The organism is Chitinophagales bacterium (assembly GCA_040877935.1).
Lineage (GTDB): Bacteria > Bacteroidota > Bacteroidia > Chitinophagales > CAIOSU01 > JBBDNB01.
The window spans coordinates 1-25,212 of record JBBDNB010000025.1; the positions used below are offsets into that span (position 1 = coordinate 1).

Below are 25,212 nucleotides of genomic sequence, written 5' to 3' on the forward strand. Positions count from 1 at the left end.
AACAACTTTTGATGAAAATTATTCAAAAAATATTTGCTTTTAAGCACAGTTCATTCAGAAGGAAATTATTTATCCAAATTTAAATTTCAGCTCTGTTGAGCTAGCCAATGTAGCCACAAGGCATGCCTTGTGGCTACATTGGCTACTGTGGTATGGTTGACAATTCTTTTGTTCCCTCTTTGGTTCTGGCTTGCCCAAGTTAAGGCTTTAAACGGTAGTTATTTTTAGGACAGACAACGAGACAATTTATGAAGCGCACGGCCGTGCGCCCCTATCTGTAAACACTACTAAATATCAATAGAAATATTCAATTTACCTCCAAAGCCTTTTTCCACTATTTCAAAGAGTGTTTTAAGGGTAATATTACTGCCGTCACTTTCTACTCTTGAAATATAGCTTCGCTTTTTATTCACCAGTTGAGCCAATTGTTCCTGTGTGAGCTTTCGGTCTTCCCTGGCTTTTTTTAAAAGCAGGCCAATTTTAAATGATTCAAACTCCCTTTCCACATGATCTCTGCGAGCGGTGCCTTTTTTACCGTAAACATCATCCTTGATTTTCGCCCATGTTTTAGTTTTCATTATTTTCTGTTTTTAAAAATATTTTACAACAGCTTCAAAGCCTCACCAATCAAAAAAAGATAATCGTCATTTAATTCCATTTTCCCGTCCCTGATCTCAACATCTGTTTTGTAAAGCGGTAGCTGGGTTACAACTCTGGCATTCATGGTTTGCAACGAAAACAGCAAGGATTTCATGGCGTATTCGCCACGGGGTTCATGGGGTGTAAATGTGATGGGCAATATTTTCTTATCGGCCAGTTCCCCCGATTCTGTCATCCATTCCAGAGCATTTTTAACCACTGCGGGAATATTGTGTGTGTATTCGGGGGTGCAAATAATCAGGGCATCTGCCTGGCTGCATTTTTGGCGCAATTCCAAAACAGATTCCGGGATTTTGCCCTTATTGTCCTCTGGTCGAAAAAGCGGCAGATTTCTCAGGTTTTCATAAACCTCAAAATCATAGCTTGCAGAAAACTGTTCCTTTATTGTTTTCAGCAAAAGTGCATTTGAGCTCTCTTTGCTTGCAGAACCGGAGATGGCTAAAATTTTCATTTTTCCTGGTTTTCTATATTTTGATTCTCCTTTTCCTGATAAACCCGTACATAATCCACTACAAAATTCTCGGGCAAATCAGCTCTTTTGATCTTTCCTGCCCATTCGCCCACTTCCACACTTAAAATAATGTACTGACTTCTTTGAGAAACAGCTTCTGAAATACGCCAGTTTTCTTCGCCATTTACATAATAAACATATTCATCTGCTGTCCACAAAAGCCCAAATGTATGCCAGCCTTTTCTCAGCTGACGTTCTCTTACTTTTTGACTTCGTGATTCCAGATTTTCATCATAGCCATTCCAGTGCAGAGCATGTTGTATACGTCTTTTATTATTGCCCAGATATTCGAAAATATCAATTTCTGCTCCAGAGGCTTCCATATCATCAATCACCTTTCCGAAAGTAGGAGATTGCAACCAGAATGCCGCCCACAAACCTTTTTCGCGCGGTAAATAAACCCGTGTTTCAAAATAACCGTAGGTGGGCATAAATTTGTTTTGTGTACTGATCATTCCTGTAAAAATCTGGTCGGCCACTTTTTCGGTACGGATAATCAAATACCCACCCGGATGAATTTCTATCGCTTCTTTTATGTTGATGGCGTCCCGTCTTTCTCCCAGCGAACGGTGTCTCCATTTGCTTTCATCTAATTCTCCCTGCTCAAATTCATCCGACCAGACAAGTTCATATCCCTTAAGCGGAATTTCCTGGCCATAAACAAATTGAGTAACCCAAACAAAAAATAAAAAAAGCTTAGCCTTAAACATCTGCTGATAATTTGTGAGTTCGCTCAAAAATAAACGCATAATTCTTATAACCTGAACTCAGAAATTATTTATTGCTCAGAATATCAAAAAACAAAACAATGATGTAACAAATTGTTTTAAATGATATGAAATTTATAAAAAATTACCACTAAAAATGTACGTTCGTACTCATAATTTAAAAGTAGAGCACAACAAAACAGAACATATCATAGCCCTCAATCATCAGGCGGTGGTCAATCAGGACGATGTGCAGATGCATATTGGATGAGAAATAAGCCTCTTAGTTATAGACGGACAATTAACACTCATTTGCAGCATGGATTAAGGTAAATGAGGTGTTTTTTTAGTTGAATGTCTAAAAAATTTAAATTAATGTCATTTACACGGGCCTTTTTATTTTTTCTAATAATTGGATTGTGGGGAAACCAAACACAAGCACAGAATTCTGAATGGTGGAAACACACCAGCATTTATCAAATCTACCCCAGATCATACAAAGACTCCGATGGCGATGGCATTGGCGATTTGAAAGGCATCATCTCCAAACTGGATTACATCAAGGCGTTGGGGGTTGAGACCATTTGGTTTTCCCCTTTCTACCAAAGTCCGCAAGGTGATTTTGGTTACGATATCAGCGACTACCGCCATGCCGATGAAGATTACGGCAGCAATCAAGATATTGATGCGCTCATTGAGGCCGTTCACGATCGCGGTATGAAAATCGTGTTTGACCTGGTGCTGAACCACACTTCCATTGAACACAAATGGTTCAAGGAATCGAGCAGCAGCCGGGACAATCCCAAAAGCGACTGGTATATTTGGAGCGATGGGCAGGGCAAAAAGCCGCCCAATAATTGGATAAATGTGTTCAATAAAGACGCCTGGCATTATATGCCCGAAAGGGATCAGTGGTACTACACAGCTTTTCTTGATTTTCAGCCCGACCTCAATTGGCGCAATCCAGAGGTAAAAGAGGCCATGTTTGACATTGTGCGTTATTGGCTCGGCAAAGGCGTAGATGGTTTTCGACTGGATATTTTCAATTGCATCATGGAGGATGAAAATCTGAGCGACAATCCTTTTAAGTTTAAAATTTTGCCCTCAAAAGATGCCATGAAAGCGCGCTTTCAGGAAAAGACCAATAACATCAACCACCCTGACAATATTGCGCTGGCTAAAGAACTGCGGGCCGTGATAGATGAATTTGAAAATCCCGAGCGATTTTTAGTGGGAGAAGCCATAGGCCCGCCCACTGCTATTAAGCCTTTGCTTGGCGACAATCAAGATGGACTGAACCTGGTCTTTTTGTTTGATATGGTTTATTTTGATTTCAAAGCCGGATTCTTCAGGGATTTGATCACGGAATTTGAAGAAGATTTTCCCGAACCACTGATGCCTACCATTGTTTTTGGCAATCACGATCAATTTCGCAGTATGAAGCGGCTGGACAATAGCATTGAAAAAGCCAAGTTGCTCGCCTTATTCCAAATGACCCTTCGGGGCGTTCCTGTCGTTTATTATGGGGAAGAGATTGGAATGCAAAATGCCGACATCAAAAAAAAGGATGCGCTTGATCCCATCTCGCATGTTTTCAAGGGACTGCCGCAGTTTTTGCGCAATTGGCTGCCCGTTCCCGTCAATAGGGATGTTTGCCGCACGCCCATGCAATGGGACACTACTGCCCATGCAGGATTTACTACTGAAAATGCACAGCCTTGGCTGCCCATCAGCGATGGTGCGGAGGTGCGCAATGTTGCCGTGCAAAATGCCGAGGAAAATTCCTTGTTGAATACCTACCGGGAATTACTAGATCTGCGCAACAGCACCGATGCCTTTAGTAAAGGCAGTATGTCCGTTGTAGGTAAAAAGGAATTTCCCGAAAATTTGCTGGCTTATTATCGGGAATTTGAAGGGGAGAAATATTTGATCCTGCTGAATTTCTCCAAAAAAACACAATCTATAGAATTGGGAGGGGAGACCTACAAAATGATCTATGGCATCGGACAGGAAGATGCTATAAAAGGGAAGCAAGCAAATATTTCTGGCTTGGGCGGATTGGTTTTGAAAATTGAAGAACATTAAAAGTGCTTTTGTCAGGTCGTCCTGACAAGACATTTAAAAACTACCAAAGATATTTCTTATAAAACTGATAAGTTTTTGATCTTCAAATCATCTGATTAGCTCTAAGGATTAGTCGCAAATTGACAACTCAATCCTCGACCTTTGCTTTCAATCCCATTAAAGTTTTATAGGGATTGTCGGATGCGGCAGAATTGGCCAGCCAAGCCGGAATATTTCCTCCAGGGTCGGATTGTGTTATTAAGACAATACTTACTCTTCCATTTTCATTTTCCAAAATTTCCCAAACTGAATTGGCACTTTTAATGCGAACAAGTCCTTCTTTTTCGGGCACTTTTTCAGGTCTTCCTTTTACAATTAATTTGACTTTATTACGTGCTACACGCTTGATGATATAATGAGAAACAACATCGCGATTGCTTACAGGCCAGGGCGCCTTTACTTTATAGTAAACGATAAAATCAGAATCCGAAACCTGTTCTACTAAATCACTAACCACTATTCTGTCCATCCATGATTTGTGCGATTTTACATCCATCAACAGGTTTAAAACTTCATCAAGACTGGCGTTAATATCAGCCAAGGCTTTGGCATCTTTAAAATTAGAATCTTTAGAAGTTCGGGTAAAAACTTTAATACCATCATTTTCTTTGGCCAATTCCCAATTTTCCTGAGCCTTTAAACCATTACTTATAATCAACAAAATGGAAGTCAAAAAAACACCCAGATAGAATTTTAAATCAGCATACATTTGTCGGTAAATATTTTGTGTAAAAATAAACGAGAAATCCGATATTAAGTTTATTGGAAAGGAAATTTAATTTTTATTTTCCGATAAAGGCAATTGCTGAAATCTCCACATTTACATTTTTAGGCAAAGCTTTTACTGCAACACATTCCCGGGCTGGTGCATTGTCACTGGGAAAATATTTGGCATAAATTTCATTTACCTCCTGAAACAGTCGCATGTCCGACAAAAAAATAGATGTTTTTAGCACATCATCAAGCTCGCAACCGGCCGCATTTAATACTGCTTTTAAATTATTCAAGACCTGATGTGTTTCTGCCTCAAGGCTTTCATTTATTATTGCTCCATTTTCAGGATCTATACATATTTGCCCCGATACATAGACAAATCCAGCAGCTGAAACTGCTTGATTATATGGCCCTATGGGCGCTGGAGCTTTAGAAGTGTTGATTATTTTCTTTTGCATAAGTAAGGCGAATTTAAATAATAGCTAAAGAAAAAAGCTACTCATCAAAATAATTTCATTGTTGCTTCTTCCAGATGATATGTTACTGAAGCAACCATTATTTTCTAAATTAGCGATTCACTATAATTGAATGCCATTAGATTTAGAATCATTTAATGAAACAACTCAAATCCTTGTATGAAAATACTGATTACCGGAACAGAAAAACAGCGAAAAGAACTTATTGCCACACTGCCCGGTGCACTTGAATATGACGAAACAAATTCAACGGAAACTGCACCTGTAAAAGACTATGATTGTATTTTCGACCTGAACATAGACCATCAACCCGAACTGATCCGGCATTACTCAAATTTGGAAAACACCCTGCTTATTGTTTCGGCTGTAAAGCATAGCCTGGCAGAATATCAAAATACAACGGAATTAAAAGCAGATTTAGCTGGGCTAAACACCTTAAATGGTTTTATTGACAGACCCTTGAAAGAAATGAGCTTTCTGAATGCCGAATCAAAAAAAGCTTTTGAAAAACTGAACAAAACACTGGGCTGGGAGTTTCAGGAAATTGAAGACCGGGTGGGCATGGTTACACCACGGGTAATATTAATGATCATCAATGAGGCTTGCTATACTTTGCAGGAGGGCACAGCTGAAATTCAGGACATAGATCAGGCGATGAAACTGGGCACCAATTATCCGAAAGGCCCCTTTGAATGGGCCGATGAAATTGGAATAAATGATGTATATGCTACACTAAAAGCTATTTTTGAAGATACTGGGGATGCACGCTATAAAATTTGCCCCCTGCTAAAGCAAAAATATTTGACTCAAAAACAATTTTACACATGAGTCCGGAACTCATAGTTTACGCACCTGAGACTACCAATCGGACACGGTACACCTTCGATTTGTTTTTTAAGGAATCCATGCGCTTGCCCTATAAGATTGTCAACAATATAGATGAATTCAATAGTTTTGACGGGGCTAAAATTTGCTATGGCAGTCAGACAATGCCTGATGAGCTTTGCTTTGGCGCAGTTTTTCTCCTATTCGAAAAAAAAATTCGCAAACAGGAAATTGAAGTTTTGGATTACAATGGCTATAAAGTATTCTTTAAGGTAGAAGATGAAGATTATGTATTGCCCTATGATCCATTTGCAGCGGCTTTTTACCTCGTAAGTCGCTATGAAGAATATTTGCCCTGTGTAAAAGATATGTATGGCAGGTATCCGGCAGAAGAAAGTTTAGCCTATAAAAATGATTTTTTAAGAACACCGGTAGTCAATTATTACATAAATGAAGTTGCTGAGATTCTCAAAGAATATTTCCCGGAAATTAAAATAGAAAGACCCAAATACAACTTCACGCCCACCTATGATATTGACAGTGCTTTTGCATACAAAAACAAAGGCCTGATCCGCAATGTTGGTGGTCTGTTCAAATCTCTTTTTCAGGGTGAATACAATATTTTTTCCGATCGCATAAAAGTATATTTAGGACTGAAAAAAGACCCTTTTGATACTTACGATTATCTATTGAGCCTGCACAAAAAAAATGATCTGGAGCCTGTTTTCTTTTTCCTGGTTGGTGAATATGGTGAATACGATAAAAATATTTCTATCAAAATCACCGAATTTCAATCCCTGATCAAGTCGGTAGATGATTTTGCCAAAGTGGGTATCCATCCATCCTTTGCATCAAATGAAGAACCTGAAAAACTAAGTGTGGAAATTGCCCAGCTACGCAAAGTCCTTAAAAGAGAGATCACGAGGAGCAGGCAGCATTTTTTGATGCTAACATTTCCAAAAACCTACAGTCAATTGATAGAAAATGACATTCAGGCAGACTACACAATGGGCTATGCTTCTGATATAGGTTTTCGTGCAAGCGTATGTCAGCCCTTTTATTTTTACAATCTCACACTTGAAAACAAAACAAAACTCTTGATTTATCCTTTTTGTATTATGGATGCCTGCCTTTATTACTATTTAAAATATTCTCCAGAACAAGCCATTTTAGCTTGCAGGCAGATTATTACTGAAGTACAAAAGGTCAATGGCAATTTAATCACTTTGTGGCACAACAATTCCCTTTCTGACCAAAACGAGTGGAAAGGCTGGGTAAAAGTTTATGAAGAAGTTGTGAAAATGGCACTTAGCAAATAATACATGGAAATCAAGTACTTAAAACGCGAAGCTATTGAAGACAAAAAATGGAATGGCTGTGTGCACTTTGCTCTAAACAGCCTGCCCTATGGCTACACCTGGTACCTCGATAATGTAGCTGAAACCTGGGACGGGCTGGTTTTGGGCGATTATCGCGCTGTGATGCCGCTCCCCTGGAATAAAAAACTAAAGTGGAAATACATTTACACACCAATTTTCGCACAGCAACTGGGCGTTTTTTCATTAAAACCCATTTCACAAAATTTACTCAAGCTGTTTATAGATGCCATTCCTGAAGAATTTGCCCTGGTTGATCAGAACATCAATTTTATGAATCCTTTTCTCAGAAGTGATTTTCAGCGCTGGGAAAAAACCAATCTTGAGCTTTCACTACAAAACGACTATGAAAGTATTCGTAAGAATTACTCTAAAAACACCCTGCGCAATCTTAAAAAAGCAGAAAAAAACCAATTGAGAATTACAAACAATGTAAAGCCTGAAACACTGGTTTCCTTTTTTAAAACACATATCGGGCAAAATCTGGATTTTATGCGCAATGCAGATTACCATACATTGCATCGCATCATTTATCAATCTATGCATTATGGAATGGCCGGGACTTATGGGGTTTATTCAAAAGAAAATCATCTGGTGGCAACAGCCTATTTTATTTATGGAAAAAGCAGAATGATCAATCTATTGCCTGCAAGCAATGATTACGGCAAATCCATTGGAGCCATGACACAGCTTTACGACTACATAATCAGGGCAAATTGTGAGAAAAAATTCACCCTGGATTTTGAAGGGTCAATGATTCCCTCTATAGCTCGATATTACAAGGGATTTGGTGCTGAAGCAGTAAAATATTGGCAAATAAAAAGAAATCAGCTACCTTGGTATATCAAATGGTTTAAGCAATAAAAATTATGCTTGTAAATTTAGGAGAAACAGATTCATTGGTCAATGCCTACATACGGGAATTGAGGGATATTGAAATTCAGCAAGACCGTATGCGTTTCAGGAAAAATTTGCACAGAATAGGCAATATTATGGCCTATGAAATTTCCAGAACACTGGAATGGGCAAGTGTTGAAACCACCACACAGCTCGGTATTTCAGAAACAAGTAAACTCAAAAGCCAACCTGTACTTGCAACAATACTAAGAGCAGGTATCCCGTTACATGAAGGTTTACTCGATTTTTTTGACCAGGCAGAAAACGCATTTATCGCTGCATATAGAAAACATGACAAGGATGGATCTTTTACTATAAGCGCAGAATATCTGACCTCTCCTGATATTGAGGGCAAAGTGCTGATTATTTCAGATCCAATGCTTGCGACAGGAGCTTCAATGATAAAATGTCTTAAAAAAATATTGCTTCTGGGAAAACCCAAAGCTATTCATATTGTCACAGCTATTGCTAGTAAAGAAGGAATAGATTATGTTTCAGAAAAAATTGATTGTAGCATATGGACAGCAGCAATTGATGAAGAACTCACAGCTAAATCCTATATCGTGCCCGGCCTGGGTGATGCGGGTGATTTGGCCTTTGGTGAAAAAACACAGGAGTAAACTTTATTTTTTCAAGCAAGTATAATCTGTTATTTTTATAGTTTAAAATTTTAGGACATTCAGCATGAAGAAGTTTTGGTTCATATTAATACCGATCATATTTAGCGGTTTGTTTTCCTTTGGTCAGGATATTCATTTTTCACAATATTTTGCATCCCCTTTAACATTGAACCCTGCAATGACAGGTGGCTTTAATGGAGATTTCAGAGTAGGAGCCAATTACCGCAAACAATGGTTTGTCACTTCAGCCTATTCCACTTTTTCAGCTTTTGGAGATGTGCCATTGATGCGCAAAAAACTCAATGGTGACCAAATGGGTGCCGGCATCTATTTTTACAATGACAATGCAGGGCAAGGCGCACTTACAACCAACAATGTAATGGCATCTTATGCCTACCACAAAGTGCTTGATCGCTTTAATAAGCACCGCTTATCACTGGGTGTTGCAGTGGGTTTTTTGCAAAAAAGGGTAGATATCAATAAACTCACTTTTGAATCTCAATTCAATGGTGATGATGGTTTTAATAATGTTCCTTCAGGTGAAGCTTTCGATAACACCACTGTTTTCAATCCCGATATCAATGCAGGAATTGTTTGGAATTCGCGCTTCAGCGACCAGGTGAATGCATACGTGGGCTTTAGTTTTAGCCATATTGCTCGCCCCAAAGAAAATTTTCTTGCAGGTTCTGACAACCGGCTGAGCCAGAAATATACACTGCACGGATCTATTGACTTTAAAATAGGCCAATACCTGCACTTTATTCCGGGCTTTATGTATATCACGCAAAACACTGCCCAGGAAATTACTGCGGGTACTGCTTTTGGTTATGAAGTGAATGAAAATTCAAGTTTTTATCTGGGCGGTTGGTATCGTGTTCAGGATGCCTTTGTTGCTTATCTTGGTTATGAAATTTATAATATGCGCATTGGCTTTAGTTATGATGCAACCACCTCTACCTGGAAAGAAGCAAACAATGGAAATGGCGCTGTAGAAGTTTCCATAGTTTATATTCATCAAAATGAACCACCCCATAAGTTTTCACCTGTCAGATATTGTCCTGCTTTTTAAAAAAAACGTGCATCAAAGTATAATTATTCGTATCTTAACATTAACTTTTTTGATAAAAGTCGTAAAATACTATTGTAATTAATCTATATTTAAAAGATGAGGGAAATTTTTACACACTATATCTATTGTAAAAGTTCTGTGCTGCTTGTTTTTTTGCTTTCATGTTTATTCTATTCAGAACAGGCAAATGCTACACATGCAGTAGGGGTCGATTTGGATTATTCCTGCCTTGGAGGCAATCAGTATCAGTTCCGGCTAAATTTATACAGAGACTGTGATGGGATAAGTGCTCCCGGTTCAGCAACAATAAGTATCAGTTCTGCTTCATGCGGAATAAGTACCAGTATTTCACTTAGTAAAACCACTTATTCAGAAGTTTCACCTGTTTGCCTTGCTGAATTAGGCAATTCGGCATGTAATGGAGGATCTTTGCCCGGAATTGAACAACATATTTACGAGGCAACTTACACCTTTCCTCAACAATGCAATGACTGGCGAATAAGTTACGGACTTTGTTGCCGGAACAATGCCATAACGAATCTTAGCAGTCCTGGCAGCCAGTCAATGTATGTTGAAGCTACATTAGACAACACATTGCCCAATTGCAATAACTCACCTGTATTCACAAATCTTCCAGTACCATACCTATGTGAAGGTCAGGAGTTCAATTATAATCACGGAGTAATTGATGTTGATGGAGATTCTTTACACTACAGTCTTATAAATCCATTAGATGGTCCTGGTCAAAATATTGGCTACAATGGGGGGCATACCCCAACAAGCCCGATGAACACAAATGGCCCTTTCAATTTTAATCAGAATACCGGGCAAATGAACTTTAATGCTCAGGGACAACAACAAGCTGTAGTCACAGTATTGGTAAGAGAATTTAGAAATGGACAATTGGTAGGTACTACCATGCGCGATCTTCAGCTGATTGTTTTGCCTTGCAGCAATCAATTGCCAACAGCAACTGGCATAGATGGTGGTACTGATTTTGAAATTGAGATTTGTGCCGGTTTTCCGCTTTGTTTTGATATTTTTTCCAATGATAACGATGCAGGTGACGTTGTTTCGTTGACATGGAATAACGGTATTCCGGATGGAAGTTTCAATGTAGGTAGTGGTGCCAATCCTTCAGCTACTTTCTGTTGGACACCGGGGCAAAACGATTTGGGTTCACATTCTTTTAGTATGCAAGTAGAAGATGATGCCTGTCCAATTCCAGGGGTAAACAATTATACTTATACTGTAATAGTTGTCCCCAACCCTAATGATCCGGTGGATGCAGGTCCTGACCATGTATTATGCCAGGGAGAAACGGTACAACTCAATGCCACTTCATCAGCGAGCGGAACTTATACCTGGACACCGTCCGGCAGTGGACTCTCCTGTCATAATTGCCAGGATCCTGTGGCTGACCCCACAAGCACAACTACCTACCAGGTAGAAATGACCTATCCCGATGCCTGTGTTTCTACAGATAATGTGACTGTTGTAAGAAAACCCAAACCCAGTATCAGTGTTTTTCCGGCAAACAGTACCATTTGCTCAGGAGATTCCATTATTCTTTCTGCCTCAAGTAATACCGCAACTACATTTCAATGGAGTAACGGTGATACCGGACAAAGCATAACCGTAGGCCCTACAGGTACAGAAACCTATGATGTGCAAGGTTTCGATGCTGATGGATGCCCATCGGATTTTGCCACTGCTACAGTTGAGCCCAACCCACCACCTCCCGCCCAGGTTTGTAATAATATTTATGTTACTACAAATGGAACCGGTGGGGGAATGTCAAAAAGCGATCCTACAGATTTGCAATCTGCCATAGCGATGGGGCAATGTAATAATGTGACCATTAAGCTGGCAACAGGGACTTACTATATTGACGAGGCTATTTCGAATATCAGTAGCTATATGACCTTGGAGGGCGGATTCAATACTGCCACCAATTGGACCAAAACCAGCCAGGTGGGTGCAACAACAATAAGAAGAAGCAACCTTAACCCAGATGGCCCTACAGATGCCCGCAGGCTTGTTGCTTTTTACATCAATTCCAAACAATACTTCAGATTCCAGGACATCACTATACAGGTTGATGATCCCAATACACTTTCCACATCATGCTATGGCGTTCACCTTACAGGTTGTTCCAATTATGATTTTGTACGTACCCGTATAATTTCCTGTAATGCCAGTGATGGTTTTCCCGGTGATGATGGTGCCAATGGCCAGGCAGGAGCTGCAGGACAAGGCACTACTGGAGGTAATGGTGCTGTGGGTGTTTCAGGAGGAACTGCAAACAATGACGGCTCAACAGGAGGAAGCCGCAATGGCGGTGGCGGTGGCGGTGGCGGCACCGGTGGCAGTAACGGAGCTTCAGGTGGCGGTGCTGATGGGGGTGCTATTTTTGGAGGAAATGGAGGTACTGGTGGTGGTGCCGGTAACAATGGTACCAACGGAACAGATGGCGCTGATAATACCATTCAAATTGGACTGCCCGGTTCTTATGTAGGTGGTTTTTGGATACCCGGCCCTAACGGTCCTTCCGGTGAGGACGGTACCGGTGGTAGCGGTGGTGGCGGAGGCGGAGCCTCAGGTAGCCTTGCCGGTGGTGGCGGAGGCGGAGGCGGCCAGGGCGGCCAGGGTGGCGAAGGAGGTGCCGGTGGTGCATCCACATATGCTGTTTTCTTTTACAACAATGGAAACAACGGAAATTTTACAGATTGTGAACTTTATACCGGAACTCGTGGAGAAGGTGGCCTTGGTGGTGTCGGAGGAGCTGGTGGCGCTGGCGGTGCTGGTGGTGCCGGAGCAGCAGGAACCAATCCCGGAGGTCAGGGAGGCTGGGGCGGTAATGGTGGAGAAGGTGGCTTTGGTATGCCCGGTTCTGCATTATTGACTTATCAGGATGGTGGTGTGTCACCAGTTACAGCAGATTACGCTTTTAATCTTACCACACAGCCAATCATTACAGCTACTGACGTGCAATGTACCAATACCCCGGTAGATTTCAGTGGCAATACTTCGCAAACATGGAATTTGGGTGCCGGAGCCAATCCAGCAAGCCCATCAGGAGCTAATGTAACCACACAGTACTCAACAATTGGAAGAAAAAATATTCAGTACGGCTCAAATACCTATACCGGATTTATAAATGTTGCTATTGATGTATCTACTTTTACACCTGAAATTACATCCACAGCTACTGAAACAGGCACTGACACATTTACGGTTTGCCAGGGAGATACAGAAGACATACTTTCACCTACTCCGGGAATAGCCTATGACTGGGATATGGGAGGAGCGGTAAGCCCCAATACCTATTCTACACAAAATGTGGAAAATCTGACATTTAATACTGCGGGCACATTTACCATAAAACTCCGTGTTGAAACCGATTGTTGTGGTTGGTCCTTACCGGATTCCGTAACCCTGATTGTTGAAACTGCACCCACAATTGCTCTTAGTGGCGATACTGCAGGTTGTGCCGGAGATCCAATTCAGGTTAATCTTAGTGGTGCTGACAATTACAACTGGAGTCCCAATCAATATATTTTTGAAGATACCATTGGCACTTATACAATTAATGCTCCTGATACTTTTAATTATACAATTACATCCCAGAATGCAAATGGAAACTGCCCCACATCAATGGATGTACAGATCAATATTAACCCCACTCCTGACTTAACTACTTCAGCACAAGATGCGACCTGTGCCGATGATGGAAGCGCAACAGTATCTGCTACAGGTGGAAGTGGTGTGTATAATTACCAGTGGAACAGCGATGCCAATAACCAACAAACGGCTACAGCAACAGATCTATTCACCGGCAACTATAGTGTAACTGTAACAGATGCCCTGACCGGCTGTTTTGATACTGCTTTTGTTTATGTGCCTTCAAGTGGCGCACCAATAGCTTATATCAGTCAGAGTGTGAATGCAACTTGTTTTGGAGCATGTGATGGAATGGCTCAAGCAGCGATGGCAAACGGAACACCCCCTTATTCTTATCAATGGGCTCACGGGCCTGTAACACCAACAATCATAAACCTTTGTGCTGGAACCTATGAGGTTACCGGTACAGATGCTGTTGGTTGTTTTTCCGTGGCAACTGTTACCATTTCACAGCCCGATTCCATGTTTGTCAATATTTTTGATGCAGTTGATCCATTGTGTCCCGGTGATAGCACTGGCTATTTGAGAGCCCAGGCCGATGGTGGCTCGGGAGGCTATATTTATGAATGGAATACAAACCCAATAACTACCGGTGATTCAATTGGTGGATTACCAGCCGGAACTTATGTTTCTATTGTAACGGACGTGAATTCATGTGTGGTAACGGATACCGCAATACTTCAGGATCCTCCACCATTGTTGTCTCAAATAGATGTAACCGATGAATCGTGTTACGATGCTGCTGACGGTGCTTTGGCCGCCATACCCAACGGGCCAAACCCAATTGCGACTTACGAATGGTCTTTGCCTTCAAACGATTCACTGATTACCGGGCTTAATGCAGGGGAGTATTACCTCACAATTACAGATAGTTTAGGTTGTTCTGTAATGGATACTGCCACAGTTGATGCTCCGGATTCAATTTCCGTAGATGTGGATATTACACAAATTTCCTGCTACAATGCAGATGATGGTGAAATAACCCTGAATGTGAGTGGAGGCACTCCGGGATACAATTACAGTTGGTCCAGTGGACCAAACACTTCTTCTATTGACAACCTGTCTGAAGGGTGGTACACCGTAACAGTGGTAGATGACAACAATTGTATGTGGATTGATTCATTTGAGATCATCAATCCCGAAGAAATTATTCTTCTGCTGGATTCTTTTGCTGTTTCCTGCAATAATGGTGATAATGGTATGCTTATCGCTGATGTAGTCAGTGGTGGAATTTCACCCTTTGAATATTCAATAGATGGCGGAGCCAATTATCAGGCATCTGATACTTTCTCAGGACTTACAGCAGGCACTTATACTGTAGAAATTCGCGATTCAAATCAATGTACTGCTGATACCACTGCCACAATAGAAGAACCTGATGCGCTGGTCTTTAGCCTAAATGCTGAAGCACCAAGTTGTTTGGGCTATGATGATGCCATTGCGTTTGTTGAAGCTATTTCCGGGGGAACAGCTCCTTATACTTATGAATGGAACAGCAGTCCTGTTCAGTTGAATGATACTGCATTCGGACTTTTTGCAGGAACTTATACTGTCACTATTACTGATGACAATGCTTGTATCGCTATTGACAGTATTCAGATTACAGATCCCCCAGGCATGCAAAGCAGTACTTCAAGTACGCCTGCTTCATGTTTCTACAGTAGCGATGGCTCTGCTGAAGTAAATGCAAATGGCCCCAACCCAATTACTTCTTATCAATGGTCTGATGATCAATCACAGAATACAGCGCAGGCTATTGATCTAACACCTGGAACTTATACGGTTACTGTAACCGATGCAAGTGCTTGTTTTATTGTAGATACTGCTACAGTTGCAGCACCTGATTCAATTTTATGGGAAACAGAAGTTGTAGATATTTCCTGCTACAATGAAAATGATGGGACTATTAGCATTAGCAATGTCACCGGAGGAGGCGGCAACTTCACTTATACATGGAGCACGCCTGCAGGTTCAGGAAACCAAGCTACAGGATTGGCCGAAGGAAATTACGGAGTCACCATTTCAGATGCAATGGGATGTACTGTTGAAGATAATTTCGACATTGTAAATCCCGATTCATTGACTGCATCTTTAATCAATACAACCGTTAACTGTAATGGAGGAAACGATGGCATACTTGAAGTTCAGACCAATGGGGGTACTGCTCCATTCACTTATTCATTGAATGGCGGTACTTATCAAAGCAGCAATGTTTTTGATGGTTTAGCTGCCGGAAATTACCAGGTAGATGTACTGGATGCCAACAATTGTCCTGCCTCTGCCTCTGGAAGCATCAGTGAACCACCGCCTTTGGATATCAATACAAGTACAATAGATCCAATATGTGCAGGTAGTGAGGATGGCTATGCATTTGCAAATGCAAGTGGTGGAGTCGGTGGATTCGGCTATTCATGGAACACAGTTCCTGAACAAAATAATGATACTGCAAGTGGGCTTTCTGCAGGAACTTATACGGTAGTTGCAACAGATGCCAACGATTGCAGTATTGATGCCGATGTTACCTTGAACGACCCTGCTCCACCCGAAGTCAATATTGATCCGGATTCAGTGAAATTATCATTTGGGCAGGATGCCGACTTACAGGCAAGCTCAGGAGGAAATACAGTCGGCCTACCCGATTTCGTTTGGACTCCCGATCAGGATATTGATTGCATAAGCTGTGATAATGTCAACGTTTCTCCTGAGGAAACAACAGTTTATACTGTACGCATTATAGATGAAAACGGTTGTGAAGCAGAAGCAAAAATTACTGTATTTGTAGATCCGATGGATAAAATGCTTGATGCCCCCAATGTATTTACGCCAAATGGAGATGGTGTCAATGATAAATTCAATGTCTTTTCCTTTGGCGTGGCGATATTTGAATTGAAAATATTCAACCGCTGGGGTGAGCTGGTATTTCGTACTACTGATATGGAAGAAGGATGGGGTGGTTATTACAAAGGAGAGTTGCAAAATCCCGATGTATATGTTTATCACGTAAGGGTCATCTACATGGATGGTTATGAGAAATCATTGAAAGGAAGTGTGACACTCATACGCTAATCATCTTTTACTAACACTCACCCAGGGATTGTTTTTTATAATAAACCGCCATTCAAGGGCTGCATCCGCTCCGGCATAATCCACTCCAATTCGCGGAGAGCTTTTGATTTGCTTCACCTTATAGTTGGATTCTTCCAGCCAGATTTCATTTTTCGTAAGGTCTGTTTTATTGTGGGATGTGCGGATACCCAAAGCCTGACTCAAACAACCCGGCCCTGAGCTAATGCGGTATTCCGGTTTTGGGAAATTTCTTCTTTCCTGCATTATTTCCAAGCCCTGATCGGGTTGAATAGCTCTGATCAAAACTGCATCGGCATTGCCTTCTTGATTGGTCACAATATTGAAAAGGTGATGAATGCCGTAGCAAAGGTAAACATAAGCCTTTCCGCCTGCTTCAAACATTACTGAGGTGCGTTTTGTCAATTTCCCTGCATTGGCATGACAAGCCTTATCATTTTTACCTGAATAAGCTTCCGTTTCTACAATAATTCCTGAACTCAATTGTCCATTAATATTACTCACAATTCTCTTTCCGAGCAATTCGCGGGCAATTTGCACTACATTATCACGCAGGTAAAAATCTCTACTCAATTTTGTCATTGGATAATTTTAAATTCGCAAGAACACAAATTTAATGATGGGCAATTATTTAAAAGAAATCCAAAAAGCTTTTTCCGCTTATAAAAAAGCACATCATTTTATTATTCAACACAGGCTCTACTATTGGATGCTGCTTCCGGTCGTTTTGAATATTCTAATTTTTTTCGCTTTCGTATCCATAGGCTGGGGCTATGCAGATATGGCCACAGCATGGATATTTGAAAGTATGAATGCCAAAGAATGGGATTGGGGAAAATTAAATTTTCTGATCGATATTTTTCGTTTTTTCCTTGAAATTTTATTTCGCCTGATCATAGTATTGGTCTATCTCAGCTTTTTCAAGTACCTGATACTTGTCTTTTTGGCTCCACTTCTGGCCTATCTTTCAGAGAAAACCGAGGAACTCTATACTGGCAAAACTTATCCCTTTGAAATAAAAATTTTTCTGTACAATGCATTCAGAGGGGTCTTGGTAGCATTGCGCAATTTATTTCTTGAGCTTTTATTTACCTTGCTATTTGCACTGTCATCATTTATCCCTGTAGTGGGCATACTGAGCCCGGGGTTTACATTCATGGCCGAATCCTATTTCTTTGGTTATTCTATGATCGATTATTATTGCGAGAGAAAAAAAATGAGCATTGCCGAAGGCACTCGATTTATTAATAAACATTTTACTTTTACACTGGGCAATGGGGCAGTTTTTAATACTGTTTTTATTTTACCCTCTTTTGTAGCTATTTTTCCCCTATTGTTGTTCAGCCTAATTTTTAAATACCTGTTCTTACTTCCCGTGTTGGTGCTTTCTGCTTTGCCTGTTTACAGTATAGTTGCAGCCACCATAGGAATTATAGACTTAGAAAAAAAAGATAAAGATGCCCGGTAAATTGATCCTTATACCATCCAGCCTGGGAGAAGCCAGTAATTTCACGATTCCCGAATACGTAAAAGAATACCTAATGCCCCTGCGCTATTTTGCTGTAGAGCGCGAAAAAACAGCACGAAGATTTTTGCGCAGCCTGGGGTTTACTGCAAATTTTGATGAAGTTGAGTTGTTTGATATTGGCAAACGCAGCGAAAAAGAAGATGTATTGCAATGTCTGGAACCATTGCTTTCAGGCCACGATATGGGAGTGATATCCGAAGCGGGAATGCCCTGCGTGGCAGATCCCGGACAGTTTTTAGTTCAGATAGCTCAGGAAAATAAGATCACTGTAAAACCTTTGGTTGGTCCCAATGCCCTGTTACTTGCACTTGCCGCTTCGGGACTCAACGGCCAAAGTTTTGCCTTTCACGGCTATTTGCCCATTCCCAAAAAAGAGCGGCAAAATGCAATCAGGGATTTGGAGCGGAATGTTTTTCGCAACGGACAAACCCAGATGTTTATGGAAACGCCTTATCGCAATCATGCGCTCATAGAAGACGTAGTAAATACCTGTAATCCGAACACCTTGTTTTGTGTGGCTTGTGATCTTACCTTATCAGGGGAAACAGTCAAAACCATGCCTGTAAGCGAATGGAAAAAAACGAAGCTCAATTATCACAAACGCCCGGCAGTTTTTCTTTTGGGCAAAGCCTATTAAAGCAGGTTGGCTTTCAGGTTTTGAAATAACGAAGGGCTGTCACCCTTCGTTCTGGTGATTTCACCCCTTCGGGGCTTTTGTTTGCATGGTAATACCTGAGCCCCGAAGGGGCGAAATATTCAGAAGGATGTGTGTTAGCGCATCCTTTAAAAGCGGTTGGTTTAAGGAGTGAAACATTTGAGTGTCTTTAAGCTAGGAAGAACTAATTCGAAACTGGCTTTAAAATATAGCCTTCCTTTCTCAGCAACTTAATCAAACCATTTTCACCTGGCAAATGCCCGGCACCTACTGCAATAAATGAAGCACTTTCTTTCAAAATCGGAAGCATTGCTGCTGTCATGTTTTCATTCCTTCGGTCTATCAGCATTTCGTAAAAGATATCCGGCATTTCTTTTACCATAAGCTTTTCAAGCTTGTTCAAATTTTGCTTGGTGTATGCCTTAAGCAATTTGTTGTATGCCCTTTTTTCACCTCTGCGTTGATCAAGGCTACTGAGCAAAAGCTCAAACTGATCGCTGTAAGGGATGCTGTCAAATGCTGCTATCTGTTCTGAGACATCTTCCAGCCCCACCCGTTTTTTATCATTTTCTTCAGCGAGGTGATAAATGTATTCATCCAGAAACATTTGATTGTCGGCACCAGGGCCAAAATCATTGATCAGAAAATAAAAGAAAATAGGCTTGATCCTTTCAAAGCGACTCAATTTCATGCCGTGTTTTTTTTTCAGCCATTCCGAAAGCTGTTGATAATCCGCTTCACTTAAATGCGCTTTCATATTGTAAGAAGCTTCAGGTACCATCAACTGAAAAATATTTTCAAAAACATTCCCGTCCATTTCAATTTCAAGCGCTACAGTTTCAGCATGATCAAAAGTTTCCGCTTTGTATGTTTCAAAAAATTCAAGAACCCTGGCATCAGCAATATGAATGGTGCCCATCAAATAGCTTTTGTGTTCTATATCCGGGTGACTGATTTCCCAAATCAAGGCATTGGGCATTTTGGCATTAAGCAGTACAGCCGTTAAGAGCAATATTTGAATTAAAAACAGTCTCATCAAAAATGATTTTCGGGATTTTGTCCAAAATATTATACAATCCCTGATTATTCGCATAAATTAGCCAAGAACAAAAATAAACAAAAGCATATGGCCCGGCTACTAATAATTGACGATGAAAAAAGTATTCGCAATACTATGCGCGAAGTGCTTGAATATGAGGGTTATACCATAGAAGAAGCAGAAAATGGACAAAAAGGTTTGGAGATGATCAAGTCCAATCCTTATGATGCCATTTTTCTGGATATTAAAATGCCGAAAATGGATGGCATGGAAGTGCTGGAAGAGTCGATGAAAATTTTGTCGGATACTCCGGTGATCATGATTTCCGGCCATGCTACAGTTGACAATGCAGTGGAAGCTGTTAAAAAAGGGGCTTACGATTTCATCTCCAAACCAATGGATTTGAACCGCCTTTTGATCACGGTGAGAAATGCGCTGGACAAAACCAACCTGATCACTGAAACCAAAGTTTTAAAGCGAAAGGTGACCAAGACCCGTGAGATCATTGGTGATTCTCCAAGCATTCAGAAAATTAAAGATACCATAGAACGCGTAGCGCCTACTGATGCACGCGTATTGATCACAGGCGACAATGGAACGGGCAAAGAACTGGTAGCCCGCTGGATCCATGAAAAGAGCAGCAGGGCCAATGCCACATTGGTAGAGGTCAATTGTGCTGCTATTCCCACAGATTTGATTGAAAGCGAATTGTTCGGACACGAAAAGGGGGCATTTACTTCTGCTATTAAACAGCGCATCGGTAAATTTGAACAAGCCGATGGAGGCACTCTTTTTCTTGATGAAATTGGCGACATGAGCCCCTCTGCACAATCCAAAGTGCTTAGGGCCTTGCAGGAAGGAAAAATCACCCGGGTTGGAGGCGATAAAGAAATCAAAGTGGATGTGCGGGTTATTGCAGCCACAAATAAAGATTTGATCAAAGAAATTGAAGAGAGCAATTTCAGAATGGACCTTTATCATCGCCTGAGCGTGATATTGATACATGTTCCCTCGCTGAATGAAAGAACAGAAGACATTCCGCTTTTGGCGGAAAAATTTGTGAAAGAAATTTGTGAAGATTACGGCTCGCCCAAAAAGGTGATCACACCCAAAGCACTTGCGCGATTGCAGGAAGTCAACTGGACTGGGAATATTCGCGAATTGCACAATACCATTGAGCGCCTGGTGATATTAAGCGATAATAAGATTACTGAAGATGAGGTGGTGGCTTATGCGCCTTCTGCAAAATCCGACACCTTTAATATGGATATGTTTGATGAATACAAAAAATTCCAGGATTTCCGCGATCATATGGAGAAAATATTTATAGAGTATAAACTTGAAAAATTCGGGTGGAATATTTCCAAAACTGCTGAAGAGATAGAAATTCAGCGCAGCCACCTCTACAGTAAAATGGAGAAATACGGGTTGAAGAAAAATTGATTTTTGCTTTGACCCATGGTTATTATTGAAACTTAAGCCATTCAGTTTCGTTATAAATATTATAATTGCTGTAATAATTACATTTATCCTCTATCTAAATTTATTGAAATGAAAACGGTCTCCTTTAATTTGCCAGATACTGTGGATGAAAAAGAAGTGAAAATGAAACTCGCTTCTTTCTTTTACGAAAAGGGAATAATGTCCTCAGGTCAAGCTGCTGAATTTGCCGGGACAACAAAAAGGAATTTCATTGAAAGTCTTGGTCAGTATGGGGTTTCCATATTTGGAGAAGATACAGATGATTTAGAAAATATCATCAATGGCTAAGCTTATTATAGCAGATACAAGTTGCCTAATTGTACTTTCAAAAATTGGCAAAATCGATTTGCTGAAAAGTCTGTATCAAAAAATTACCATTACAAAAGAAGTAAAAGCCGAGTTTGGCGGTAAACTTCCCAGCTGGATAAAAACTAGCGAAGTAAGTGACAAGCAAAAGCAATTAGATCTTGAGAAAAAGTTGGACAAAGGAGAAGCCAATTCCATTGCCTTGGCTCTCGAAGCTAAAGATTCCACGCTTATAATTGATGAGCTAAAAGGCAGGAAAATAGCACATTCTCTTCAGATAAATATTATTGGAACCATTGGTATTGTTTTGTTGGCAAATAAAAGAGGCTTGCCTGTTGATGTGATAGAAACAATACTTAAAATCGTTAATTCCGGCTTTCGATTATCTGATAAATTACTGAACCAAATTATAAAAAAATACAGCAAGTAAAACCTATTAATTCTCCTATATCTTTGGCTGACTCTGTGGCAGTAATTTTGGTTTCACAAAGGGGCTGAAGAAGTAACATTTTGATACTATTATATCTCTTAATGTAAAAAAACTGGCACTTGGTAAGTACCAGTTTTTCTTCATTCCTACTTTTTAGCCTTAATTTTAAAAAAGGGTAATTCAATAGAAATTTCATTAAATCTTATCACAATGATTATCGTGATAATAATTATAAAATAATCCATGTTATTTAGATTATTTTTTATATAGGTAGATTATTAATCCTATCGTTGCCCATTACAACGTACAAATTAAACATAACGAATATTTTTTAATAAGTCAACTATATATTAAATATTCTACATCACCCTCCCCATCAAAGCCTTCCCCAAAATCCTCAAATCACTATAAACCGAATAATCTTTGGCATAAAGCAGATTCAGTCGCGCTTTTGTGTTGTTGTCAGGTATTTTGGAAAATACAGACGAAGGGTACAATACCCCGGGTTTTACTTTTGGAAGTGTAAAATTGCCATAATCAAATTCTCCTTTTTCGTAGCCTACCCAACTTACTTTGCCTACAATTACCCCAATAATATTTTTGAGCAATTGCAAGGAATTTTTTACCCAAAAGAGCAGCAGAGGAAAAGCAATAAGCATAATAAAAGCCAGTATTAAATCCATCACGCGCTTGTTTCTTCGCTGCATGGGCCGGTCAATGGCCAGGTTAAAATCTATGGCATAAAGATCTCCGGCAGATTTTTTTGAATTGCTGCCAATAATGCTATTGCTACCAGGGGTGATGGTTTTAAATTGAACCTTGCCACCCAAGCTTTGCATGCAGTGTACAATGTCCTTGAATTCAATATCGACATTGCAAAAAATGAGCTCTTCTATTTCATACCAATTGCAAAGCGTTTCTATATTTTCAAAACTCCCAAGCACGTGACTGTTTTGCTCCTGCATTTTTTCGGGCAAAATATATCCGATAAAACGATAATCAACCCCCGCCTGGGAAAGCAGCGATAAAGCGCGCTTCCCTTCTTTCAGCCCTCCTACAATTGCAAGCCTGTTGCTCCGCTCCGTATCAAAAGCAAAAGATCGTCTACTAAAGAAATTCCAAATTGAGCGCAATGCCGTAGTACTGAAAATGGCCCAAATACTGCCCAAAAGGATCAATGCCCTTGAAAAGCGGAAATTTTCTTCCAGGAAAGCATAGAGTACGGCAATGAATATTGTGCCGATAAACACACCTCGCACCAACCTGAAAAAGCGAAAGGGGCGGTCGTATGCTCCGTTGAAATAGAGACTGATTAACCAGATAAATGTATAGACAAGACTCAATACTCCTGACACATTGTTTTCATAATAATTTGGATCATGCTTGACCGTTTCCGCCCAAAAATCCATGGACAAATGCAGTCCGGCCAAGATCAAAAGCGCATCGGAAAGAGGCAGCAGAAGCTTTGCTAAAAAGCGCCTCATCAGGCTCATCCCCGCCCGCAGGTAAACTGCAAAATGAATCATTCGGGAATACAATTGCGCGCGTTTTCCACTGAAATGCTTTTCAGCAAAAATGATCATGGCATTGTAAAATATGCGCACATAATTTAGGCTGCCGCGCTTGGTGCTTTCTCCCTTGTAGTGCAAAATTTCCACTTCCGACAGATACATCAATTTGAAACCACTCTGCTGAATGCGATAGGAAAGGTCAATGTCTTCGCCATACATAAAAAATGCTTCATCAAAAAGCCCGGATTTATCCAGTGCTGCTTTCCTGATAAACATAAAGGCTCCGGCCAGCACATCTACTTCATGGTTTTCATCCTTATCGAGATAACCCAGGTGATAGCGTGCAAATCGCTTTGAATGGGGGAAAAGCTCTGCCAGTCCAAATATTTTATAGAAAGAAACCAGCGGTGTGGGCAGCGCTCTTTTTGATTCTGGCAAAAATTGCCCCTGTCCATCGAGCATTTTCACACCAAGTGCCCCAACATCGCTGTGCTGCTCCATATATTCGCAGCATTTTTTCAGCGCATTTTCTGGCAGCACCGTATCGGGATTTAGCAAGAGTACATATTTTCCTTTTGCCAATGCAATGGCCTGGTTATTGGCCACTGCAAAACCTGTATTTTTATCATTGCAAATTAAGCGCACACCCGGAAAACGCGCTTTGATCAAATCGGTAGAGCCATCGCCCGAGGCATTATCGACCACAATGACTTCAGCATCCATACCTTCAATAGCGCGTTCAACACTGTACAGTGCCTGCTCGATAAAGTATTTTACATTATAATTAACTATGACGACAGATAGCTGCATGCATTATTTTTGCGAAAGGTATTTATCAAAGGGCAATCGATTGTGTATAGAACGCGCCAGTGTTAGTTCATCGGTATATTCCAGTTCGCCTCCAAAAGAAATACCCCTGGAAATAGCGGTGATCTGTACCGGCTTTTCTCTAAACATGCGTGTAAGATAAAAAATTGTTGTGTCGCCTTCCATAGTCGGACTCATGGCCATGATCAATTCTTTGACCTCAAATTCTGCAACGCGCTTTTCCAGCGAAGCAATTTCCAAATCCTCCGGCCCTATGCCATCCATTGGAGATATAACACCGCCCAGCACATGATAGCTGCCCCGGAAGGAATTGGTAGATTCTATAGCCATCAGATCGCGGATATTCTCTACAACGCAGATCACTTGTTCATCTCTTGCCGGACTTTCACAAATATTGCACAAGCTGTGATCGGAAACATTATGGCAGCGCTGGCAAAATTGAATTTCATTGCGCATTCTGCTTATGGTTTCTGAAAAATGCTCCACTTCTTCGGGCTTTTTCTTCAGCAAGTGCAATACCAGGCGGAGTGCTGTTTTTTTCCCTATACCGGGAAGCCGCGCAAATTCATTTACAGCCGATTCTATTAATTTGGATGGTATATTCATAGCGGAAAATGTCCATTAAGATAGCTACTTTAGCAGTATCCACAGAACAAAAGGCAAACTTCTCATTTATTTCTATTAAA

At 40.6% G+C, this 25,212-nt stretch carries 21 protein-coding genes; 12 read left to right on the forward strand and 9 right to left on the reverse strand.

Features of this window, described 5'->3' with window-relative positions:
* Nucleotides 1-287 precede the first annotated feature (287 nt).
* Genes WD048_06200 through WD048_06210 form a run of 3 tightly spaced genes read right to left on the reverse strand, consistent with a single transcriptional unit; the run spans nucleotide 288 to nucleotide 1,881 of the window.
* The gene (locus WD048_06200) at nucleotides 288-578 is read right to left on the reverse strand and encodes a helix-turn-helix transcriptional regulator (protein ID MEX0811788.1); all 291 of its coding nucleotides are present in this window, start codon (nucleotides 576-578) and stop codon (nucleotides 288-290) included.
* A 23-nt stretch (nucleotides 579-601) separates the two neighbouring features.
* Entirely contained in the window at nucleotides 602-1,111 is a 510-nt protein-coding gene (locus WD048_06205; GenBank protein ID MEX0811789.1) for an NADPH-dependent FMN reductase, read from the reverse strand.
* Entirely contained in the window at nucleotides 1,108-1,881 is a 774-nt protein-coding gene (locus WD048_06210) for a glycoside hydrolase family 16 protein (GenBank protein MEX0811790.1), read from the reverse strand. The genes WD048_06205 and WD048_06210 overlap by 4 nt, the downstream gene beginning before the upstream one ends.
* A gap of 372 nt (nucleotides 1,882-2,253) precedes the next feature.
* On the opposite strand from WD048_06210, the gene WD048_06215 reads away from it, so the two are divergent.
* Nucleotides 2,254-3,963 (forward strand): alpha-glucosidase, encoded by a 1,710-nt coding sequence (locus tag WD048_06215; protein MEX0811791.1) that lies wholly within the window; start codon nucleotides 2,254-2,256, stop codon nucleotides 3,961-3,963.
* 127 nt (nucleotides 3,964-4,090) lie between these two features.
* On the opposite strand, the gene WD048_06220 is transcribed toward WD048_06215, so the two are convergent.
* Nucleotides 4,091-4,711 carry an START domain-containing protein gene (locus WD048_06220; protein ID MEX0811792.1) on the reverse strand — a complete coding sequence of 207 codons (621 nt, stop codon included), beginning with the start codon at nucleotides 4,709-4,711 and terminating at the stop codon, nucleotides 4,091-4,093.
* Between the two features lie 73 nt (nucleotides 4,712-4,784).
* The gene (locus tag WD048_06225; GenBank protein MEX0811793.1) at nucleotides 4,785-5,174 is read right to left on the reverse strand and encodes a Rid family detoxifying hydrolase; all 390 of its coding nucleotides are present in this window, start codon (nucleotides 5,172-5,174) and stop codon (nucleotides 4,785-4,787) included.
* A 177-nt stretch (nucleotides 5,175-5,351) separates the two neighbouring features.
* Here WD048_06225 and WD048_06230 point away from each other — a divergent pair, with 177 nt between their 5' ends.
* From WD048_06230 to WD048_06255, 6 genes are all read left to right on the forward strand, one after another.
* On the forward strand, nucleotides 5,352-6,020 hold the full coding sequence (locus WD048_06230; protein MEX0811794.1) for a 3-hydroxyacyl-CoA dehydrogenase family protein: 669 nt from the start codon (nucleotides 5,352-5,354) through the stop codon (nucleotides 6,018-6,020).
* On the forward strand, nucleotides 6,017-7,336 hold the full coding sequence (locus tag WD048_06235; GenBank protein ID MEX0811795.1) for a polysaccharide deacetylase family protein: 1,320 nt from the start codon (nucleotides 6,017-6,019) through the stop codon (nucleotides 7,334-7,336). The genes WD048_06230 and WD048_06235 overlap by 4 nt, the downstream gene beginning before the upstream one ends.
* Before the next feature lie 3 nt (nucleotides 7,337-7,339).
* Nucleotides 7,340-8,257, forward strand: coding sequence for a hypothetical protein (locus tag WD048_06240; GenBank protein MEX0811796.1), 918 nt, complete (start codon nucleotides 7,340-7,342; stop codon nucleotides 8,255-8,257).
* A gap of 5 nt (nucleotides 8,258-8,262) precedes the next feature.
* Nucleotides 8,263-8,910 (forward strand): uracil phosphoribosyltransferase, encoded by a 648-nt coding sequence (upp, locus tag WD048_06245; protein ID MEX0811797.1) that lies wholly within the window; start codon nucleotides 8,263-8,265, stop codon nucleotides 8,908-8,910.
* Between the two features lie 64 nt (nucleotides 8,911-8,974).
* Nucleotides 8,975-9,979, forward strand: coding sequence for a PorP/SprF family type IX secretion system membrane protein (locus tag WD048_06250; GenBank protein ID MEX0811798.1), 1,005 nt, complete (start codon nucleotides 8,975-8,977; stop codon nucleotides 9,977-9,979).
* A 96-nt stretch (nucleotides 9,980-10,075) separates the two neighbouring features.
* The gene (locus tag WD048_06255) at nucleotides 10,076-16,729 is read left to right on the forward strand and encodes a gliding motility-associated C-terminal domain-containing protein (GenBank protein ID MEX0811799.1); all 6,654 of its coding nucleotides are present in this window, start codon (nucleotides 10,076-10,078) and stop codon (nucleotides 16,727-16,729) included.
* Here the strand turns inward: WD048_06255 and WD048_06260 are convergent, their stop codons facing one another.
* The gene (locus WD048_06260) at nucleotides 16,730-17,329 is read right to left on the reverse strand and encodes a DNA-3-methyladenine glycosylase (protein ID MEX0811800.1); all 600 of its coding nucleotides are present in this window, start codon (nucleotides 17,327-17,329) and stop codon (nucleotides 16,730-16,732) included. It lies immediately after the preceding gene.
* Nucleotides 17,330-17,363: 34 nt separating this feature from the next.
* On the opposite strand from WD048_06260, the gene WD048_06265 reads away from it, so the two are divergent.
* A complete protein-coding gene (locus tag WD048_06265; protein ID MEX0811801.1) occupies nucleotides 17,364-18,215 on the forward strand; it encodes an EI24 domain-containing protein in 852 nt (283 codons plus the stop codon).
* The gene (locus WD048_06270) at nucleotides 18,205-18,912 is read left to right on the forward strand and encodes an SAM-dependent methyltransferase (protein MEX0811802.1); all 708 of its coding nucleotides are present in this window, start codon (nucleotides 18,205-18,207) and stop codon (nucleotides 18,910-18,912) included. The genes WD048_06265 and WD048_06270 overlap by 11 nt, the downstream gene beginning before the upstream one ends.
* 202 nt (nucleotides 18,913-19,114) lie before the next feature.
* Here the strand turns inward: WD048_06270 and WD048_06275 are convergent, their stop codons facing one another.
* Nucleotides 19,115-19,966, reverse strand: coding sequence for a TraB/GumN family protein (locus tag WD048_06275; protein MEX0811803.1), 852 nt, complete (start codon nucleotides 19,964-19,966; stop codon nucleotides 19,115-19,117).
* A 90-nt stretch (nucleotides 19,967-20,056) separates the two neighbouring features.
* Between WD048_06275 and WD048_06280 the strand changes: the two genes are divergently transcribed.
* The 3 genes from WD048_06280 (at nucleotide 20,057) to WD048_06290 (ending at nucleotide 22,187) form a co-directional block, all read left to right on the forward strand.
* Nucleotides 20,057-21,412: a sigma-54 dependent transcriptional regulator gene (locus WD048_06280; protein MEX0811804.1), complete on the forward strand. Its 1,356-nt coding sequence runs from the start codon at nucleotides 20,057-20,059 to the stop codon at nucleotides 21,410-21,412.
* A 108-nt stretch (nucleotides 21,413-21,520) separates the two neighbouring features.
* Complete coding sequence (locus WD048_06285) at nucleotides 21,521-21,739, forward strand: UPF0175 family protein (protein MEX0811805.1); 219 nt, start codon at nucleotides 21,521-21,523, stop codon at nucleotides 21,737-21,739.
* Nucleotides 21,732-22,187 carry a DUF3368 domain-containing protein gene (locus WD048_06290; GenBank protein MEX0811806.1) on the forward strand — a complete coding sequence of 152 codons (456 nt, stop codon included), beginning with the start codon at nucleotides 21,732-21,734 and terminating at the stop codon, nucleotides 22,185-22,187. Before WD048_06285 ends, WD048_06290 begins: the two co-directional genes overlap by 8 nt.
* A gap of 359 nt (nucleotides 22,188-22,546) precedes the next feature.
* Here the strand turns inward: WD048_06290 and WD048_06295 are convergent, their stop codons facing one another.
* Both WD048_06295 and recR read right to left on the reverse strand, forming a co-directional pair.
* Nucleotides 22,547-24,508, reverse strand: coding sequence for a glycosyltransferase (locus tag WD048_06295; protein ID MEX0811807.1), 1,962 nt, complete (start codon nucleotides 24,506-24,508; stop codon nucleotides 22,547-22,549).
* A 3-nt stretch (nucleotides 24,509-24,511) separates the two neighbouring features.
* The gene (gene recR / locus WD048_06300) at nucleotides 24,512-25,132 is read right to left on the reverse strand and encodes a recombination mediator RecR (protein MEX0811808.1); all 621 of its coding nucleotides are present in this window, start codon (nucleotides 25,130-25,132) and stop codon (nucleotides 24,512-24,514) included.
* Nucleotides 25,133-25,212 lie beyond the last annotated feature (80 nt).

What these genes read in the sequence shown, in the direction of transcription:
- WD048_06200 (MEX0811788.1), bottom strand. Translation starts at nt 578, where the DNA reads ATGAAAACTAAAACATGGGCGAAAATCAAGGATGATGTTTACGGTAAA.
- WD048_06205 (MEX0811789.1), bottom strand. Translation starts at nt 1,111, where the DNA reads ATGAAAATTTTAGCCATCTCCGGTTCTGCAAGCAAAGAGAGCTCAAAT.
- WD048_06210 (MEX0811790.1), bottom strand. Translation starts at nt 1,881, where the DNA reads ATGTTTAAGGCTAAGCTTTTTTTATTTTTTGTTTGGGTTACTCAATTT.
- WD048_06215 (MEX0811791.1), top strand. Translation starts at nt 2,254, where the DNA reads ATGTCATTTACACGGGCCTTTTTATTTTTTCTAATAATTGGATTGTGG.
- WD048_06220 (MEX0811792.1), bottom strand. Translation starts at nt 4,711, where the DNA reads ATGTATGCTGATTTAAAATTCTATCTGGGTGTTTTTTTGACTTCCATT.
- WD048_06225 (MEX0811793.1), bottom strand. Translation starts at nt 5,174, where the DNA reads ATGCAAAAGAAAATAATCAACACTTCTAAAGCTCCAGCGCCCATAGGG.
- WD048_06230 (MEX0811794.1), top strand. Translation starts at nt 5,352, where the DNA reads ATGAAAATACTGATTACCGGAACAGAAAAACAGCGAAAAGAACTTATT.
- WD048_06235 (MEX0811795.1), top strand. Translation starts at nt 6,017, where the DNA reads ATGAGTCCGGAACTCATAGTTTACGCACCTGAGACTACCAATCGGACA.
- WD048_06240 (MEX0811796.1), top strand. Translation starts at nt 7,340, where the DNA reads ATGGAAATCAAGTACTTAAAACGCGAAGCTATTGAAGACAAAAAATGG.
- upp (MEX0811797.1), top strand. Translation starts at nt 8,263, where the DNA reads ATGCTTGTAAATTTAGGAGAAACAGATTCATTGGTCAATGCCTACATA.
- WD048_06250 (MEX0811798.1), top strand. Translation starts at nt 8,975, where the DNA reads ATGAAGAAGTTTTGGTTCATATTAATACCGATCATATTTAGCGGTTTG.
- WD048_06255 (MEX0811799.1), top strand. Translation starts at nt 10,076, where the DNA reads ATGAGGGAAATTTTTACACACTATATCTATTGTAAAAGTTCTGTGCTG.
- WD048_06260 (MEX0811800.1), bottom strand. Translation starts at nt 17,329, where the DNA reads ATGACAAAATTGAGTAGAGATTTTTACCTGCGTGATAATGTAGTGCAA.
- WD048_06265 (MEX0811801.1), top strand. Translation starts at nt 17,364, where the DNA reads ATGATGGGCAATTATTTAAAAGAAATCCAAAAAGCTTTTTCCGCTTAT.
- WD048_06270 (MEX0811802.1), top strand. Translation starts at nt 18,205, where the DNA reads ATGCCCGGTAAATTGATCCTTATACCATCCAGCCTGGGAGAAGCCAGT.
- WD048_06275 (MEX0811803.1), bottom strand. Translation starts at nt 19,966, where the DNA reads ATGAGACTGTTTTTAATTCAAATATTGCTCTTAACGGCTGTACTGCTT.
- WD048_06280 (MEX0811804.1), top strand. Translation starts at nt 20,057, where the DNA reads ATGGCCCGGCTACTAATAATTGACGATGAAAAAAGTATTCGCAATACT.
- WD048_06285 (MEX0811805.1), top strand. Translation starts at nt 21,521, where the DNA reads ATGAAAACGGTCTCCTTTAATTTGCCAGATACTGTGGATGAAAAAGAA.
- WD048_06290 (MEX0811806.1), top strand. Translation starts at nt 21,732, where the DNA reads ATGGCTAAGCTTATTATAGCAGATACAAGTTGCCTAATTGTACTTTCA.
- WD048_06295 (MEX0811807.1), bottom strand. Translation starts at nt 24,508, where the DNA reads ATGCAGCTATCTGTCGTCATAGTTAATTATAATGTAAAATACTTTATC.
- recR (MEX0811808.1), bottom strand. Translation starts at nt 25,132, where the DNA reads ATGAATATACCATCCAAATTAATAGAATCGGCTGTAAATGAATTTGCG.